The sequence below is a fragment of the Pararhodospirillum photometricum DSM 122 genome (assembly GCF_000284415.1).
In the GTDB taxonomy this organism is placed as follows: Bacteria; Pseudomonadota; Alphaproteobacteria; order Rhodospirillales; family Rhodospirillaceae; genus Pararhodospirillum; species Pararhodospirillum photometricum.
The window spans coordinates 655,363-671,644 of the sequence record NC_017059.1 but is presented as its reverse complement, the minus strand read 5'-3'; the positions used below and the strand labels follow the sequence as shown (position 1 = coordinate 671,644).

13 protein-coding genes, 2 tRNA genes and 1 pseudogene are annotated in these 16,282 nt (G+C 67.1%); 8 read left to right on the top strand and 8 right to left on the bottom strand.

Going from position 1 to position 16,282, the window contains the following annotated elements:
• The first annotated feature begins 6 nt into the window (after window positions 1-6).
• From RSPPHO_RS02895 to RSPPHO_RS02885, 3 genes are read left to right on the top strand one after another with little or no spacing between them, the layout of a single operon-like run.
• Window positions 7-663, top strand: a complete 657-nt coding sequence (locus RSPPHO_RS02895; protein WP_051013594.1) for an MlaD family protein — start codon at window positions 7-9, stop codon at window positions 661-663.
• Window positions 664-665: 2 nt separating this feature from the next.
• Window positions 666-1,154 (top strand): outer membrane lipid asymmetry maintenance protein MlaD, encoded by a 489-nt coding sequence (gene mlaD / locus RSPPHO_RS02890; RefSeq protein ID WP_014413782.1) that lies wholly within the window; start codon window positions 666-668, stop codon window positions 1,152-1,154.
• Window positions 1,151-1,615: a DUF2155 domain-containing protein gene (locus tag RSPPHO_RS02885; protein WP_014413781.1), complete on the top strand. Its 465-nt coding sequence runs from the start codon at window positions 1,151-1,153 to the stop codon at window positions 1,613-1,615. The genes mlaD and RSPPHO_RS02885 overlap by 4 nt, the downstream gene beginning before the upstream one ends.
• A gap of 57 nt (window positions 1,616-1,672) precedes the next feature.
• Here the strand turns inward: RSPPHO_RS02885 and RSPPHO_RS02880 are convergent, their stop codons facing one another.
• From RSPPHO_RS02880 to kdpF, 6 genes and pseudogenes are all read right to left on the bottom strand, one after another.
• Window positions 1,673-2,365, bottom strand: a complete 693-nt coding sequence (locus RSPPHO_RS02880; protein WP_014413780.1) for a response regulator — start codon at window positions 2,363-2,365, stop codon at window positions 1,673-1,675.
• Window positions 2,343-5,054, bottom strand: a complete 2,712-nt coding sequence (locus RSPPHO_RS02875; RefSeq protein ID WP_041793891.1) for a sensor histidine kinase — start codon at window positions 5,052-5,054, stop codon at window positions 2,343-2,345. The genes RSPPHO_RS02880 and RSPPHO_RS02875 overlap by 23 nt, the downstream gene beginning before the upstream one ends.
• A gap of 141 nt (window positions 5,055-5,195) precedes the next feature.
• Window positions 5,196-5,768 carry a potassium-transporting ATPase subunit KdpC gene (gene kdpC / locus RSPPHO_RS02870; RefSeq protein ID WP_014413778.1) on the bottom strand — a complete coding sequence of 191 codons (573 nt, stop codon included), beginning with the start codon at window positions 5,766-5,768 and terminating at the stop codon, window positions 5,196-5,198.
• Window positions 5,769-5,795: 27 nt separating this feature from the next.
• Window positions 5,796-7,780: pseudogene (gene kdpB / locus RSPPHO_RS02865) on the bottom strand (potassium-transporting ATPase subunit KdpB).
• Window positions 7,781-7,857: 77 nt separating this feature from the next.
• Window positions 7,858-9,564 (bottom strand): potassium-transporting ATPase subunit KdpA, encoded by a 1,707-nt coding sequence (kdpA, locus tag RSPPHO_RS02860; protein ID WP_014413775.1) that lies wholly within the window; start codon window positions 9,562-9,564, stop codon window positions 7,858-7,860.
• A 9-nt stretch (window positions 9,565-9,573) separates the two neighbouring features.
• Window positions 9,574-9,663: a K(+)-transporting ATPase subunit F gene (kdpF, locus tag RSPPHO_RS21875; protein ID WP_041793890.1), complete on the bottom strand. Its 90-nt coding sequence runs from the start codon at window positions 9,661-9,663 to the stop codon at window positions 9,574-9,576.
• Between the two features lie 213 nt (window positions 9,664-9,876).
• Here kdpF and RSPPHO_RS02850 point away from each other — a divergent pair, with 213 nt between their 5' ends.
• The gene (locus RSPPHO_RS02850) at window positions 9,877-10,656 is read left to right on the top strand and encodes an N-formylglutamate amidohydrolase (RefSeq protein WP_014413774.1); all 780 of its coding nucleotides are present in this window, start codon (window positions 9,877-9,879) and stop codon (window positions 10,654-10,656) included.
• A gap of 648 nt (window positions 10,657-11,304) precedes the next feature.
• Here RSPPHO_RS02850 and RSPPHO_RS02845 read toward each other — a convergent pair.
• Both RSPPHO_RS02845 and RSPPHO_RS02840 read right to left on the bottom strand, forming a co-directional pair.
• Window positions 11,305-11,379, bottom strand: a tRNA-Val gene (locus tag RSPPHO_RS02845).
• 106 nt (window positions 11,380-11,485) lie between these two features.
• A complete protein-coding gene (locus RSPPHO_RS02840) occupies window positions 11,486-12,373 on the bottom strand; it encodes an N-formylglutamate amidohydrolase (RefSeq protein ID WP_041793888.1) in 888 nt (295 codons plus the stop codon).
• A 155-nt stretch (window positions 12,374-12,528) separates the two neighbouring features.
• Here RSPPHO_RS02840 and RSPPHO_RS02835 point away from each other — a divergent pair.
• From RSPPHO_RS02835 to RSPPHO_RS02820, 4 genes are all read left to right on the top strand, one after another.
• A tRNA-Val gene (locus RSPPHO_RS02835) sits at window positions 12,529-12,603 on the top strand.
• Between the two features lie 110 nt (window positions 12,604-12,713).
• Window positions 12,714-13,178 (top strand): GNAT family N-acetyltransferase, encoded by a 465-nt coding sequence (locus tag RSPPHO_RS02830; RefSeq protein ID WP_014413772.1) that lies wholly within the window; start codon window positions 12,714-12,716, stop codon window positions 13,176-13,178.
• A 40-nt stretch (window positions 13,179-13,218) separates the two neighbouring features.
• Complete coding sequence (locus tag RSPPHO_RS02825) at window positions 13,219-14,727, top strand: YifB family Mg chelatase-like AAA ATPase (RefSeq protein WP_014413771.1); 1,509 nt, start codon at window positions 13,219-13,221, stop codon at window positions 14,725-14,727.
• 81 nt (window positions 14,728-14,808) lie between these two features.
• Entirely contained in the window at window positions 14,809-16,281 is a 1,473-nt protein-coding gene (locus RSPPHO_RS02820; protein WP_041793887.1) for an MFS transporter, read from the top strand.
• Window position 16,282 lies beyond the last annotated feature (1 nt).

The window sequence follows — 16,282 nt, the reverse complement described above, 5'->3', positions numbered from 1 at the left end:
GGAGCCGTGGTTGTTGCCGCGGGCGCCCTCCTTGTGGTGGCGACCACCATCAACCGTCATGAAGGCGCCGTTCCCTCGGGGCTTTACGAGGTCACGGCCTTGTTCAACCGGGCCGATGGCATTGGCGTGGGCAGCGAGGTTCGACTGGCCGGCATTCCCGTGGGCAAGGTGGTGGGCCACACCCTGGCCGACGGCTACCGGGCCCTGGTCACCATGCGCCTCGATGTCACCGAGGACCTGCCCGACGACACCGCCGCCGTGATCCATACCGAGGGCTTTCTGGGCGGCAAGTACATCGAGCTGCGCACCGGCGGCGGCGGCATGGGCACCATCCCCTCGGGCGAGCGCCTGGATTACACCCAGGACTCGGTGGTGATGGAGGACCTGCTGGCCAAGGTGGTGGCCATGGCCAAAACCCGCCGCGGCCTCGACCCCAACCGGCCCGCCGCCCCCCAGGTGCAAGAGCAGGAACAGGCCCGCCGCGCCGCCCAGGATAAGGCCCGGCAGGAAGAACGGGCCCGCAAGCTGGAAGAAGAGCGTCAGCAAGAAGAGGCGCGCCTCGCCCGGGAGCGCGAGGTCGCGTCACCGAGCCCGGAAGCGCCCGCAAGCCTTCCGGCTTCTTCCGAGAGCCTCCCGGCGCCCGCCGCCACAGAAGGAAACTAAGCATGGAACGCAACCCGATCGAGACCATCATGGGGGCCGTGGTCTTGGGCGTCGCGGCAGTGTTTCTCGCTTTCGCCTACACCACCGCCGATCTTCGCCCCGTGGCCGGTTATCCCGTTCAGGCGATCTTTCTCAAAATCGGCGGCCTGGAAGCGGGCTCGGATGTGCGCATCAACGGCGTCAAGGTCGGCACCGTCACCGGGCGCCGCCTGGATCCCACCACCTATCAGGCGATTGTCGATCTCTCCCTTTCGTCAGCGGTACGCGTGCCCCAGGATACCCGGGCGGCCATCGTCAACGACGGCATGCTGGGGGGGAAGTACATCCGCCTCGAACCCGGCCAGTCCCCCACCATGATCGCAGCCGGCGGGCGACTGTCCAACACCCAGGATTTCCAATCGATGGAAGAACTGGTTGGCGAAATCATTTTCCTGGCGACCCAGGCGCCCGCCTCCGGCTCTGAGGATCGGCACAGGACACGAACACCATGAGGCGCTTTGTTTGGAGCGGCGCGGGCGCGATGGCCGGGCTGGTCAGCTTGGCTTTACAGGCCGGGGCCGAGGAAATCCAGGCGGACACGGCCCGCCTGGGCTGGCTCGACAAAATCACGGCCCGTGTCGGTGAAATCGCCGTGCCCGTCGGCACCCAGACCCACTTGGGGGTGTTGGCGATCACCGTCAAATCCTGCGTGCGTCGCCTGCCGCCCGATGAACCGGAAAGCGCCGGTTTCCTGGAAGTCGAGGAACAGGGCGACACTGCGGGGCCGACGCCGGTCTTCCATGGCTGGATGTTCGCCTCCAGCCCGTCGCTGTCGTCGATGGACCATGGCGTTTACGACGTTTGGGTCTTGCAATGCGTGGTGCCGGCCGATCGGGACACCTCGGAGACGCCGGCGACCGACGACACCCCGGCCCTGCCCGCGCCGGGCGATGGGGCGCCGCCGCTTGATTAAAAGGGAGGCTGGGGAGGCGGGGGCCTCCCCAGACCCCTCTGTTCCTGGGGCCTTGCCTCACTCGTCGGACGGCGCCGCCCGGAAGCGGTAGCCGACCCCCAGTTCGGTAATCAGGATTTGCGGCAAGGCCGGGTCGGTTTCGATCTTCTGGCGCAACTGCTTGATATACACCCGCAGGTAGGCCGTATCGTGCACATGGGCCTCGCCCCACACCGAGCGCAGGATTTCGTTGTGGGTGAGCACATGATCGGCGTGGCGGGCCAACAGCGAGAGCAAGTCGTATTCTTTGCGTGATAAATGCACCGGCTGGCCGTCGCGCGTCACTAACCGCCGGGTGAGATCGAGGCGCACGCGGCCCGCCGTGATCACCGCGCTAGCGCCGGTATCGCTGGGGCGCTGGCGAAGCGCGGCGCGGATGCGGGCCATCAGTTCGGCAATGCCAAAGGGCTTGGTCACGTAGTCGTCGGCCCCCCGGTCGAGGGCCTCGACCTTGTCGCGCTCGCTGGCGCGCACCGAGAGCACCAAGATCGGCACCGGCCCCTGGGAGCGCAGGGCCGTGATGACCTCCTGGCCGTCGAGATCGGGCAAGCCGAGATCCAAGATCACGAGATCGGGCCGCTCGGCAGCACAGCACGCGATCCCGGCCTGACCGCCGTCGCTTTCAACCACGGTGTACCCGTTGGCACTCAGGCTGATGCCCAGAAAACGCCGGATCTGGGGTTCGTCGTCAATCACCAGAATCTTGGGCATCCGCTTCCCCCTGGTCGGGCAGGTCCGGGGCGTCCCCCACCGGCACGGTGATCACAATACAGGTCCCGGCATCGTTGATGCCCGACTGAGCCGAGATCGTGCCGCCGTGGGCCTCGATAATTCCTCGGCAGATGGCGAGGCCAAGGCCGGTCCCCGCGGTTTGGCCGTCGCCCGCCTGCACCCGGTAAAACATATCAAAAACCCGCTCGCGGTCACGCTCGGGAATGCCGGGACCCAGATCGCATACCTCGATGACCACATGGCGGTCACGCCGCCGGGCCCAAATCGTAACCGCCGAGCCATCGGGAGAATACTTGCAGGCATTGTCGATCAGATTAAAAAAGACCTGCTCCAGCAAGATCGGATCCAGGGCCAACAAGGGCAGATCGGGATCGAGATCAAGGCGCAAGGGGCGATGGCGCAACATGCGCTTGGCGCGGCCGGTGGCGGCCCCCACCACGTCGGCCAGATCCACCCAGTCGGTCTTGGGGGTCAAGGCGCCGGCCCCGATGCGGGTCATGTCGAGAAGGTTTTGAACAAAGCGGTTAAGCCGCTCCGCCTCCTCCTGGATGGTTTGCACCAGATCCAGGCGCTGGGCCGGCTTGAGGGTTTCCTCGTAGGCGTGCAGACTCGACGCCGCCCCCAGGATGGACACCAACGGGGTGCGCAGGTCATGCGACAACGAGGACAGCAAGGCCGTGCGCAGGCGCTCGGTCTCGGCATCGACCCGGGCTTTTTCGATGTCGGCGGCCAGGGTGGTTCGCTCGATGGCCACTGCCCCTTGGTCGGCCAGGGTCCCGACCAGCCGGCTTTGCTCGGGCGAGATCAGGGCCTCGTCCTCGCCCAGCCGGACCCCCAACACCCCCACCAGTCCCCGCCCCGTGCGCATGGGCAAGAACAGCCAATCGGCGGCCGGCAAGGTGGCCGAGCCGCGCCCGGCCGGGCTGCCGTGCTCCCAGGCCCAGCGCGCCGCCGCCTGGGATTTTTCGTCCAGGCTGTCCTCGGGGGGGTAGCCGGCCATCACCCCCAGGGTCTCGCCTTGCGGCATCAAGACCAGCGACTGCCCGCCGATGGTGGCCGCCACGTGATGGACCACCGCCCAGAGCACGTCGTCAAGGCCGGCGGCCCCGGCAATGCGGCGATTGAAATCATAAAGGTTGGTCATGCGCCGATTGCCGGTGCGGGTCATGTCCATCTGGTCGCGCACCCGCGCGGCAATGTTCGAGGTCAGAATCGAGAGGACCAGGAAAAAGACCACGGTCGCGATGTTATGGGCATCGTGAATGCGCAACGTGAAATGCGGCGCCGTGAAGCAGAAATCGAGGGCCACCACCCCCAGCAGCGAGGCGAAAATCGAGGGCCCCAGGCGATAGCGCATGGCCACCAGCAAGACCCCGGCCAGATAGGCCATGGAGAGACCGGGAACCGGCACCCACAAGTCGATCACCAAGCCAAGCGCCGTGATCAGGGCCACCACCAGAAAGGCAAACGCATAGCCACGCCAGCCCTCGCGCCGTCGCGGCAGCCGCCACGCGCGGTCCCGCCCTTCCACACGCGGCTCGCCCGCCACCACCAAGATGTCGATGCCCTCGCCCCGGCGCAGCAGCTCGGCCGGCAAACGCGGCACCCGGCGATGCGGGCGGCGCCGGCTCTGCCCGACGATGATCTGGCTCACATTGCGCTCGCGGGCAACGGCCAGGATCTCCTCGGCCACCCGCTCGCCCTGCACGACGGCGCTCTCGCCGCCCAATTGCTCCGCCAGACGCAGGGCCGCCGACAGGCCGTCCTTGTCCTCCTCGCTCAACCCCGCCTCGGCGGGGGTTTCGACGTGGAGGGCGATCCAGGGCGCGCCGCGCCGTTCCGCCGCCCGTTTGGCCGCGCGCACCAAGCGCAGAGCCGAAGCGCCCCGCCCCACCCCCACCAACAAGCGCTCGCGGGTCGGCCAGGGCCCGGCGATGGCGTGGGTGCGCATGTAGCGCATCATCTGGGCATCGACCCGCTCGGCGGCCTGACGCAAGGCCATTTCGCGCAGAGCCGTCAAGGTGCCCTGGGAAAAGAAGTGATGCAGCGCCCGCTGGGCCTGCTCGGGGACATAAACCTTGCCCTCGTTCAAGCGCTGGATGAGCGCCTGGGGCGGCAGGTCGATCAGTTCGATGTCGTCGGCCTTGTGCAAAACGCTGTCGGGCAGGGTCTCGCGCACCGTGATGCCGGCAATGCGCTCGACGACATCGTTCAGGCTCTCCAGATGCTGGATGTTGAGGGTGGAGTACACATCCAGCCCGGCCTCCAGCAGCTCGTCCACGTCCTGCCAGCGCTTGAGATGGCGCGAGCCCGGCACATTGGTGTGGGCCAGCTCATCGACCAGCACCAGCCCCGGCCGCCGCTGGAGCAGGGCGTCCAGGTCCATTTCCAAAAAGCTGCGCTCGCGATAGGCCTGGGCCCGCAGAGGCTGGACCTCCAGACCGTCGAGCAAGGCGGCGGTTTCGCTGCGACCGTGGGTTTCCACCACGCCCACCACCACGTCCACGCCATCGCGCTTGCGGGCGTGGGCGTCTTGCAGCATGGCGTAGGTTTTGCCGACCCCGGGCGCGGCGCCCAGGAAGATTTTCAGCCGACCGCGATGCTCGCGGTTGGCTTCTTCCAGCAGGGCTTCGGGCGAGGGCCGGCGGGCCGCTCCCAGGGGGGGCATGGGGATCTCCTCTTGTAGCGCCGAGAGTCCATCCGCTTCATCCTGAAGCAAATGGACTCTGGATTCCTTTGTTTGAGTTTGTCTTTTCGGGAAAAGTGCTGCCCACTTTTCCCTGACAAACTCTAGCGACGAAACAGGGTCCTACGATCGGGCGAGCGCGTCGAGAGCCAGGTTGAGTTTCAGCACATTGACCCGAGGCTGCCCAAACACCCCAAGGGTTGGGCCCTCCTGAACCTCGGCGATGACCTCGCGCACCTGCTTTTCCGGCAGGGCCCGGGCCCGGGCCACACGCGGCACCTGCCACAAGGCGGCGGCGGGCGAAATGTGGGGGTCGAGGCCGCTGGCCGACGCCGTCACCAGATCGGCCGGGACCGGCTCGGGCGCGTGCGGATTGGCAGAGCGCAGAGCCTGGAGCCTTTGCTCCAAGATCGTCACCAAGTCCTTGGATCCGGGAGCCAGGTTACTCGCGCCCGAGCCGGCGCCATCGTACCGAACCACCGAGGGGCGGCTGTGGAAATAGCGGGCCTCGCCGAAGGCCTGCCCGATCAGGGCCGAGCCCACCGGTCGGCCCTCGCCATCCCGGATCAGGCTGCCGTGCGCTTGGTCGGGAAACAAAAGCTGCCCCAGCCCCTGCACGGCCAGCGGGTAGCCCAGGCCCAACAGCACGGTCATGACCGCAAGAAAGACCCCCACGGCCCGGAGTTCGCGTCCCATTCTTTTTCTCCCTCTCTTCGGCCGGGCTCACACCAGCCCCACGGCAACCACCACGACATCAATCAGTTTGATGCCCAGGAAGGGGGCAATCAGCCCGCCCCCGCCATAGAGCAGGCCATGGCGGGCCAGCAGCACCGAAGCCGGGGCCGGGCGGTAACGCACCCCCTTCAACGCCAGCGGAACCAGCGCAATAATAATCAAGGCGTTAAAAATCAGGGCCGACAGGATGGCGCTTTCCGGGCTGTGCAGTCCCATGATGTTGAGCCCCTGAAGCTGTGGCAGAGCCGGCAGAAACAGGGCCGGAAGGATCGCGAAGTACTTGGCCACGTCATTGGCGATGGAAAACGTGGTCAGGGCGCCCCGGCTCATGAGAAGCTGTTTGCCGATCATGACAATTTCGATCAGCTTGGTCGGGTCGCTGTCGAGATCAATCATGTTGCCGGCCTCGCGCGCCGCCTGGGTGCCCGTGTTCATGGCCACCCCCACGTCGGCCTGGGCCAGGGCCGGGGCATCGTTGGCGCCGTCGCCGCACATGGCGACCAGACGGCCGTCGCCTTGATACTCTCTGATCAGCTCCAGCTTGCGCTCCGGCGTCGCCTCGGCCAGGAAATCGTCCACCCCAGCCTCGGCGGCGATGGCGGCGGCGGTGAGCGGGTTGTCGCCCGTCACCATCACCGTCTTGATCCCCATGCGCCGCAGGGTCTGGAAGCGCTCGCGCAGCCCCGGCTTGACGATGTCCTTCAGATCCACCACCCCCAGCGGCCGGCGATCGCGCGCCACCACCAAGGGGGTGCCGCCCTCCTTGGCCACCTTTTCCACCGCGCGGATCAGGTCACGCGGCGCCGGCTCGGCGAGCAGGGCGAGGAGACGATCAGGGGCCCCCTTGCGAATCGCGCTGCCGTCGGGCAGGTCCACGCCACTCATGCGCGATTGCGCCGTGAAGGGCTGAAAGACCATGCCGGTGCGGTCCAGGGACTCGGCCCCCCGCCAAAGCGCTCGGTCGCCAGGGCGACGATCGAGCGCCCCTCGGCGGTGTCGTCGGCCAGCGAGGCCAGCCGGGCCGCTTCCGCCAACTCGCGCTCGCTCACCCCCGACACCGGCCAAAACGCCGCCGCCTGCCGGTTGCCCAAGGTGATGGTGCCGGTCTTGTCCAAGAGCAGCACGTCCACGTCGCCAGCCGCCTCCACCGCGCGCCCCGATTTGGCGATGACATTGAAGCGGACCAGCCGGTCCATGCCGGCAATGCCAATCGCCGAGAGCAGGCCGCCGATGGTCGTGGGGATCAAGGTGACGAACAAGGCCGCCAGGAAGGCCACCGGCACGCTGACCCCGGCCAGCCCGGCAAAAGCCGGCAAGCTCAACACCACCAGCAAGAACACCAAGGTCAGGCCGACCAGCAAAATGCCCAGGGCGATCTCGTTGGGGGTTTTCTGGCGCTTGGCGTTTTCGACCAGGGCAATCATCCGGTCGAGGACGCTTTCGCCCGGGTTGGTGGTGATGCGCACGACAATGCTGTCGGAAACGATCCGGGTGCCGCCGGTGACCGCCGAGCGATCGCCGCCCGACTCGCGAATCACCGGAGCCGATTCGCCGGTGATGGCGCTTTCATCGACCAGGGCAATGCCTTCGACCACGTCGCCGTCGCCGGGGATCAGATCCCCCGCCTCGACCAGCACCCGGTCTCCCGCCCGCAGGGACGGGGCCGGCACGATTTCGCGCTCGCCCGAGGCCAACAGGCGCTTGGCCTGGGTGTCGGTGCGGGCCCGACGCAGGCTCGACGCCTGAGCCTGCCCCCGGCCCTCGGCCAGGGCCTCGGCAAAGGTGGCAAACAGCACCGTGCCCCACAGCCACACCACAATTTGCAGCAGCACGCCGGGCGCCAGGGCGGTGTCGCCCACCACCAGGGCCTTGATCAGCAAAACGGTACACAGCAGGGCGATCACCGCTGTGGTGAACAGCACCGGGTTATGGGCCAACCGTCGGGGATCAAGCTTGCGCACCGCTTCCCCCAGGGCATGCGTGGCCGCCGGGGAGAAGGCTGGGGAGGGATGGCCCTCCCAGGCCCCTCGTTTCCTCGAGTGCCCTGTCGTCATGGCGTCGCCCCCTGGAGCAAGGTCAAATGATCAGCAATCGGTCCCAGCACCAGGACCGGCGTGAAGGTCAGGCCCCCCACCACCACGATTACGCCGAGCAGCAAAGCGGCAAACACCGGGCCGTGGGTGGGAAAGGTGCCGCTGGTTTCGGGGGCTGCCCGCTTGGCGGCCAAGCTGCCGGCAATCGCCAGCACCGGGACAATCACCAAAAACCGCCCCAGCAGCATCGCAAGACCCAGCAGGATGTTTTGCCAAGGCGTGTTGGCGCCAAAGCCGGCAAAGGCCGAGCCGTTGTTGGCGGTGGCCGAGGCGTAGGCATAGATCAACTGGGACAGCCCGTGCGGCCCCTCGGCGGTCATTGAAGCCGCCGCCGAGGGCACCAACGCCGACACCGCCCCCAGGACCAGCACCCCCAGCGGCATAGCGAGGATGGCCAGAACCGCTAAGGTGATCTCGCGCGCCTCAATCTTCTTGCCGCGATACTCAGGGGTACGCCCGACCATCAGACCGGCCAGGAACAAGGTCAGCAGTACAAACAGCATCATGCCGTAATAGCCGGCTCCGACGCCGCCCACGATGATCTCGCCCAACAGCATGTTGACCAGCGAGACCATGCCGGCCAACGGCATCAGGCTGTCGTGCATGGCATTGACCGCCCCGCACGACGCCGCCGTGGTCACCACCGCAAACAAGGTCGAGTCGCCCAGGCCAAAGCGCACCTCCTTGCCCTCCAGGGCCAGGGGCGGACTGAGGCCCAGGGAGGCCAGAGCCGGGTTGGCCTGATGCTCGGCCACGCCAGCGATCCCAACCCCCGCCACGAACAAAACCCCCATCACCCCCAGCAGGACCCAGCCCTGGCGCTGGTCACCGACCATGCGGCCGTAGGTATTGGTCAGGGCCGCCCCCAGGGCAAAGATCGCGACCACCGTGAGGAAATTGCTCACCGGGGTGGGGTTCTCGAAGGGATGGGCGGCGTTCTGGCCATAAAAGCCGCCGCCGTTGGTACCGAGCGTCTTGATGGCGATTTGCGAGGCCACCGGGCCCAGGGCCAGGGTCTGCGCGGACCCCTCCAGCGTGGTGATCTCGGTGCGGGCCTCCAGGGTTTGGGGCACGCCCTGCTGCACGAGGATCAAGGCCCCGACCAGCGACAGGGGCAGCAGCACGTACAGAACCCCTCGGGTCATATCGACATAGAAATTCCCCAGCGTGCGCGCCGAGCGCCGGGCGATGCCGCGCATAAGAGCGACGGCCACCGCAAGCCCGGTCGCCGCCGACAGGAAGTTCTGCACCCCCAACCCGGCCATCTGCGACAGCAAGGACAGCGTGGTCTCGCCGGAATAGGCCTGCCAGTTGGTGTTGGTGACAAAACTGACCGCCGTGTTGAACGCCAGATCCGGCGCCATCGGCCCCAGACCCACCGGATTCAACGGCAGCACGCCTTGCAGCCGCAGCAGCCCAAACAGCAGCAAGAAGCCACCAAGATTGAGGGCAAGCACCGACACCGCATAGGCGGACCAAGATTGCTCCTGCTCCGGTCGCACGCCGAGCAGGCGATAGATCAGGCGCTCCACCGGCCCCACGACGACCGCCATCACGGTTCGCTCGCCAGAGAACACCCGAAATAAAAAGCGCCCCAACACCGGGGTTAGCCCGGCAATGACGGCCAAAAACAGAAGAAGCGTGAGTATTTCATGGGCATCCATGGCACTTCCCTAGAATCTCTCGGGGAAAAATAGGGCGTACCCCAGATAGACGAACAGTCCGACACCCGTTAGGGCGCCCAGAACGAGGTCAATCGACATGATATTGATCTTTCAAAAAGACCGTACTCGCGGGATCATGCGTCTTCAGGAGACAGGGGTCTGGGCAGGCCGCGCCTTCCCGACCTTCTCCTCAGCGTGCCCCCAACCGCCGTAAGGGATCGAGACGGATTTTGCCCTAAGGAATAAAGGGCCTGTAAAAGCAGGATATCCGAATTAAAATATGAGTTTTCGCCCCTAACCACAGGCGCCAGCATGTCCCTCCTGACCCCCGAGGATCCACCGCCCTTCACACTTCTGACCCCCGAGAGCCCCCGCCCGCTGCTGTTCGTCTGCGATCACGCGGGCCAGCAGGTGCCCCGGGCGCTTGACCTGGGGGTGGGCGACGAGGTGCTCGCTCAACACGTGGGCTGGGATATTGGCGCCGCCGCCGTCACCCGCTTTTTGGCCGACGCCTTTCAGGCAAGCGCCGTGCTCGCGGCCTATTCCCGCTTGGTGATTGACCTGAACCGGGCGCCCGGCGATCCCAGCGCCTTCCCGGTCGAGGCCGACGGACACCTCATCCCCGGCAACGCCGCCCTCACAGAGTCCCAGCAAGAAGCCCGCCGCGACGCCTTGTTCTGGCCCTACCATTTTGCCGTGGCCGAGCGCCTGGCCCATCTGTGGCACGGCGGCAAGGCGCCGGTTCTGGTCTGCGTGCACACCTTCACGCCTGTGTTCCAAGGGCTCACGCGGCCCTGGCACATCGGCTTGCTCTATAACCACGACCGACGCCTGACCGACGCCGTGGGCCGACCGCTTCAGGAAAACAATCCCGACATCATCGTGGGCGACAACCAGCCCTACTCCGGCAAGGAGGTCGGCTACACCGCCACCGTCCATGCCGAACCGGCCGGCCTCGCCCATCTGGGGGTCGAAATCCGCCAAGACCTCGTCGCCACCCCGGCCGGCGTGGCCACCTGGGGCCGACTGTTCGCCGACAGCCTTGACATTGCCCTGCAAGACGAAAGCTTGTTCCGCCAGCGCCTCGCCTGAGCCTTGCGAACGCCACAATCCCCAGCATTATGGTCGGATTAAGATCTTGACCTCGGGGCCGAAAAGAGAGAAAAAAGACCCATGAGGACGTGACCCCACCGCCTCCCTCCCGGTGACCCGGCCCCGCCCTCAACGATCAACACCGTCCCTGGCTCGCATGGCCCCGGTGGCGGAGTACCCGGGGTATCCCCGGCCCCAAGGGTTCTAGCCCAACCCCTGGTTCTGTTGGTCCCTCAAGGCCCCCGACCCCGGAAACCCCCGGGCGGGGGCCTTCTAATTTTTCCAAGGCCGTCTCATCGCCGCCACAATTCCCAGCATTATGGTCGGATTAAGATCTTGACCTCGGGACGAAAAAGGAAGATAAAAGACCCATGAGGTCGAAGCCCCCACCGCTCCCTCCCGGTGATCTGGTTCCGCCCTCAACGATCAACACCGCCCCTGGCTCGCATGGCCCCGGTGGTGGAGTCCCCGGGAGAAATCCCGGCCCCAAGGGTTCTAGCCCAACCCGTGGTTCTGTTGATCCCTCAAGGCCCCCGACCCCGGAAACCCCCGGGCGGGGGCCTTCTAACGTTTGGGCCCTTGCCTGCGCTGCCCGCCGTTCGCGCAAAGCAAAAGGGGCTCCGACGGTCTCGGAACCCCTTTTGGAATTGGTGGGCGCGACTGGGATTGAACCAGTGACCCCTACGATGTCAACGTAGTGCTCTCCCGCTGAGCTACGCGCCCGCCGCAGCGGAGGTCGGCTTTTTACTCATCCAGCGTGGGGCTGGCAAGAGGTTTTTTGCAAAAAAAGTTTCAAGCTCCCCAGCCCCTTCGGAACGCTAAGGCGGCGTCAAGGCGGCATGCGGGGCAGCAAGGATAACGGCGGCATCTCCCCCAGAAGCGCGACCAAGCGCGTTAGCAAGGCACTCAAGGGGGCAAAGCCGCCGTTGGGCGCGTGGGTAAGCTCGTCCATGTACAAGCGCCGGGCCAATTCGATTTGCAGCACATGCACGCCATCGGCCGGCCGGCCATAGAAGCCCGTGGTGAACCCGCCGGCATAGGGGGTGTTGCGCACCACGCGCAGGCCGGCCGCGCTCAGGAAGCGGGCGGCCACCTGGGTAATGTCCCCCACGCACGACAGCCCATGCCGGTCGCCCAGCACCACATCGGCCACACAGGCCCCGGCATCGGGCCCGGTCGAGGGCATAGAGTGGCAATCCAGCAGCACACAGAACCCAAAGCGGGTCCGGGTGCGGGCAATCAGTTCGCTCAGGGCCGCGTGATACGGGCGATAAACGCCATCAATGCGTCGGCAGGCCTCGGTAAAGGGTAGGCGGTCACGATAGATCTCGGCCCCCACCCCGACCACCCGGGGAATCGTCCCCAGCCCCGCCGCGACCCGGGGGCTGGCCGGGTTGACATAGCCGGGCAGCGGATCGGTGAACATCTGCGGGTCGAGTTCATAGGGCTCGCGGTTCACATCGATGTAGGCCCGGGGATACAAGGCGTGCAGCAGCGGAGCGCCCAGGGCCGGCGCCTCACCAAACAGGCGATCGACGAAGGTGTCCTCGGAGCGACGCAAGGTCTCGGGATCCAAGGCGGCCTGGGCGAGAAAGGACTCGGGGTAATGGGTGCCGGAGTGGGGCGAGGACAGCACAAGGGGAAGGGTCTGGCGTTGCGGCGAACGCACCAGATAGGGGGGAATCTCCAAAGCGGGATCGCGCGGGCTCGTGTCCATCCCCTGACTATAGGGAGGCCTCCCGCCCCCCGCCACTGCCCAGAAACAGCAAGGCCCCAAGGTTGCGGAGCCGGTCCGGGAAATTTTCATCAAGCGTCCAAAAATCTCTTGCCAGCCCCGCGTCAGATGGGTAAAAAGCCGACCTCCGCTGCGGCGGGCGCGTAGCTCAGCGGGAGAGCACTACGTTGACATCGTAGGGGTCACTGGTTCAATCCCAGTCGCGCCCACCAGTTCGAGAAGGGGTTCCGAGAGCATCGGGACCCCTTCGTCGTTTGGGGTCTCGACCCCGCTTGGTCGTTGGGCGTCACCCCCTGTCCCCCCCGGGGAGGAGCGTTTCCTCATGAGTTCCCTCACGTTTCGTTTGTTGCAGGCGGCCGATACGCCGGCGTTTGCCGTGTTGCTGGCCGGCTATTCCCACGCCTTGAGCCATGCCGAGACCGCGCCGGCGGTGGATCCCGAGCGGGCCCGGGCCTTGCTGGACGACCCGGCGGTCGAGATCCTGGGGGCGTTCGAGGCTGACCAGCTTCTGGCCTTCGCCCTGTTCATGGACATTCCCGAGGCCATTTCCGGCCGGCGCGCCTGCCAGATTGATGACCTGTTCGTCGATCCGGCCGCGCGCGGACGCGGGCTGGCCCAGGCCGTGGTCGAGGAAATCGCCCGCCTGGGAGCCGAGCGCGACTGGATGCAAGTCCGCTGGATCGTGCCGGCCGACAACACGGTGGCGCGGCGGACCTATCAACGTTTCAGCGAACAAGCGCCCTGGGTCAACCATGTGATCTGGCTGGACCCGACTCAACGCTGGTAGCTGCGCGCCCAACGGGTATACTCTCGCCAGAGAGGGGCCCATGATCGCGCACATCGCCACCACCGCCTTCCAGGGGATCGAGACCCTGGCCATTGATGTTCAAGTCTCGATCACCGGGGGCTTGCCGGCGTTCACCATCGTCGGCCTCCCCGACAAGGCGGTGGCGGAAAGCCGCGAACGGGTGCGCAGCGCCTTGAGCGCCATCGGCCTCGCCCTGCCGCCCAAGCGCATCACCGTCAATCTCGCCCCCGCCGATGTCTTGAAGGAAGGCAGCCATTTCGACCTGCCGATCGCTCTGGGCTTGCTGGTCGGCATGCAGATCCTCGAGGCCGGCTTGGTCAGCCGCTATGTCGTGCTGGGCGAGTTGGGCCTGGACGGCTCCATCGCCGCCGTGGCCGGTGTCTTGCCAGCGGCGCTGGCCGCCCAAGGGGCCGACAAGGGCCTGATCTGTCCGGCAGCCCAGGGCGGCGAGGCGGCGTGGGCCGGGGCCAACGAGATTCTTGCGCCCCCCGGCCTCCTCGACCTACTCAACCACCTCAAGGGCGTCACCACGCTGGCCCGGCCGCAGCCCGAGATCAACACCAGCAATCCCCCCCTGCCCGACCTTGCCGATGTGCGCGGCCAAGAATCGGCGCGCCGGGCCCTGGAGGTCGCGGCGGCGGGCGGCCATAACCTGCTGATGATCGGCCCCCCCGGAGCCGGCAAGTCGATGCTGGCCCAGCGCCTGCCCAGCCTGCTGCCCCCCCTGACCCCGGCCGAGGCGCTGGAGGTCTCGATGATCCACTCGGTGGCCGGGCGGCTGGAGGGGGGACGTTTGCTGCGGCGCCGACCGTTTCGCGACCCTCACCACACCGCGACTCCGGCTGCCCTGACCGGGGGCGGCCCGCGCGCGCGACCGGGCGAGATCAGCCTCGCGCACAATGGCGTCTTGTTTCTCGATGAGCTGCCCGAGTTCCAGCGCCCGGCCCTGGAGGCCCTGCGCCAACCCCTGGAGAGCGGGCGAGTCAGCGTGGCCCGCGCCGCGCAAAGCGTGACCTATCCCGCGCGGTTTCAGTTGGTGGCCGCCATGAACCCCTGCCGCTGCGGCTGGCTCGACGACCCGGCCCGGGCCTGCTCGCGGGCGCCGCGCTGTGCCGAGGAGTATCAAAACCGCCTGTCCGGCCCCTTGCTCGACCGCCTCGACCTGACCGTCGAGGTGCCGGCGGTGCACCCCCTGGACTTGGTCCGCCTAACCCCGGGCGAGGCCTCGGCCAGCGTGGCGGCCCGGGTGGCCCAGGCGCGGGCGCGCCAAGCCGAGCGCTACGCCGGCCTTGGTATCCTGGTCAACGCCCTGGCCGACGGCGACCTCCTCACCCAGGTCGCCACCCCCGACGCAGCAGGGTTGGCCTTGCTGGCCGAGGCAACCGAACACCTGCACCTTTCGGCCCGGGCCTATCACCGGGTGCTGCGGGTCGCCCGAACCCTGGCCGACCTGGAAGGGGCCGACAGCGTGCAACGCCCCCATATCGCCGAGGCCCTCGCCTACCGACGCCGCTCGGCAAAGCTTTAACCTCTCGTCCCCTTTTTTTGGAACGAGGGGTCTGGGGAGGCGAGCCTCCCCAGCCTTCCCTCCCCCGAAAGGCCGTTGTTCATGCCTCCCCTCTCCCCGACCCGCCGCTGGCTCGTCCTGGTCCTGGTGTCCTCCGCGCTTTTCCTGATCGTTGTGGACATGACCGTCCTCTACACCGCGCTGCCTCGCCTCACCGCAGCCCTGGAAGCGTCGGCGGTCGAGAGCCTGTGGATTGTCAACACCTATGGGCTGGTGGTGGCCGGCTTGCTCCCGGGCACCGGCACCCTGGGCGACCGGTTAGGACCCAAACCTTTGTTTCTCCTGGGCCTTGTCGTGTTTGGCCTCGCCTCCCTCCTGGCCGCGTTTGCCCCGAGTCCAGCCCTCCTTATCGGCGCGCGGGCCTGCCTTGCGGTCGGCGCCGCTTTGATGATGCCGGCCACGTTGTCGATCATCCGCCACACCTTCACCGACGAGCGCGAACGCGCCTTGGCCATTGGCGTGTGGTCGGCGGTCGCTTCGGGCGGCGCCATGCTGGGGCCGGTGCTGGGGGGGCTGCTGCTGGAAGAGTTCTGGTGGGGCTCGGTGTTCCTGATCAACGTGCCGATCGTGCTGCTGGTGTTGCTGCCAGCGCTTACCCTGGTGCCCCGGGTCGCGCCGTGTAGTGACCGGCCCTGGGATGGCATGGGGTCGGGGCTGATCCTCATCACCTTGGTTGCCCTGACCTATGCGTTGAAGGAGGCGAGCCGTCCCGTGCCCTCGGGGACCGCCGCCCTGGTGGCCCTGGCCATCGGCGGGCTGGCCGGGGTGGTTTTCGTGCGCCGTCAGGCCCGGCAGGCCTCGCCTCTCATCGACTTTGGCCTGTTTCGCCACACCGCGTTTGCCGGCGGGGTGCTGGGGGCGGTTGTTGCCTCGATCGCGCTGATCGGAGCGGAGTACCTGTTTGTTCAGCATGTGCAGTTGGTGGGGGGGCTGTCGCCGCTGGAGGCCGCTTTGTTGCTTCTGCCGCTGCCGTTGGCCTCGCTGGTCGCCGGGCCGGTGGCGGGGCTGGGGGTGACGCGCTGGGGCAGTGAGCGGGTGTTGATTGTGGCCTTGGCGCTGTGTGCCCTGGGCAGCGCCGGATTGGGGCTGTTGCATGGCCGGGCCGAGGCGGGGACGCTGGTTTCGCTCACCCTCTTGGGCCTGGGGTTCGGCGCGGCGGCCACCGGCGCGTCGAGCGCCATTTTGGCCAACGCGCCGCCGAGCCGGGCCGGCATGGCCGCGTCGATCGAGGAGGTGTCGTACGAGTTGGGCGGCGCCTTGGGGGTGGCCTTGCTGGGCTGCTTGCTATCGGTCCTTTATGCGGCGGCGCTGATCTTGCCGCCGGAGGTCCCGGTCGTGGCCCGCGAGAGCCTTGACGACGCGCTGCGCGTGGCGGCGGGGCTTCCCGATGGCGATGCGTTGGTCGAGGCCGCCCGGCTGGCGTTTGATCGGGCTTTTTCCATTGTTATGCTGTCGGCGACGGCTCTTTTGGGCGGGACCGTGCTGGTACTCACCCACTGGACTTTGAGGAAATGAA

Coding starts and splice junctions, on each gene's coding strand:
- RSPPHO_RS02830 (WP_014413772.1), top strand. CDS start 12,714: ATGAGTTCCCTCACGTTTCGTTTGTTGCAGGCGGCCGATACGCCGGCG.
- RSPPHO_RS02820 (WP_041793887.1), top strand. CDS start 14,809: ATGCCTCCCCTCTCCCCGACCCGCCGCTGGCTCGTCCTGGTCCTGGTG.
- kdpA (WP_014413775.1), bottom strand. CDS start 9,564: ATGGATGCCCATGAAATACTCACGCTTCTTCTGTTTTTGGCCGTCATT.
- RSPPHO_RS02840 (WP_041793888.1), bottom strand. CDS start 12,373: ATGGACACGAGCCCGCGCGATCCCGCTTTGGAGATTCCCCCCTATCTG.
- kdpC (WP_014413778.1), bottom strand. CDS start 5,768: ATGGGACGCGAACTCCGGGCCGTGGGGGTCTTTCTTGCGGTCATGACC.
- RSPPHO_RS02880 (WP_014413780.1), bottom strand. CDS start 2,365: ATGCCCAAGATTCTGGTGATTGACGACGAACCCCAGATCCGGCGTTTT.
- kdpF (WP_041793890.1), bottom strand. CDS start 9,663: ATGTCGATTGACCTCGTTCTGGGCGCCCTAACGGGTGTCGGACTGTTC.
- mlaD (WP_014413782.1), top strand. CDS start 666: ATGGAACGCAACCCGATCGAGACCATCATGGGGGCCGTGGTCTTGGGC.
- RSPPHO_RS02875 (WP_041793891.1), bottom strand. CDS start 5,054: ATGCCCCCCCTGGGAGCGGCCCGCCGGCCCTCGCCCGAAGCCCTGCTG.
- RSPPHO_RS02825 (WP_014413771.1), top strand. CDS start 13,219: ATGATCGCGCACATCGCCACCACCGCCTTCCAGGGGATCGAGACCCTG.
- RSPPHO_RS02850 (WP_014413774.1), top strand. CDS start 9,877: ATGTCCCTCCTGACCCCCGAGGATCCACCGCCCTTCACACTTCTGACC.
- RSPPHO_RS02885 (WP_014413781.1), top strand. CDS start 1,151: ATGAGGCGCTTTGTTTGGAGCGGCGCGGGCGCGATGGCCGGGCTGGTC.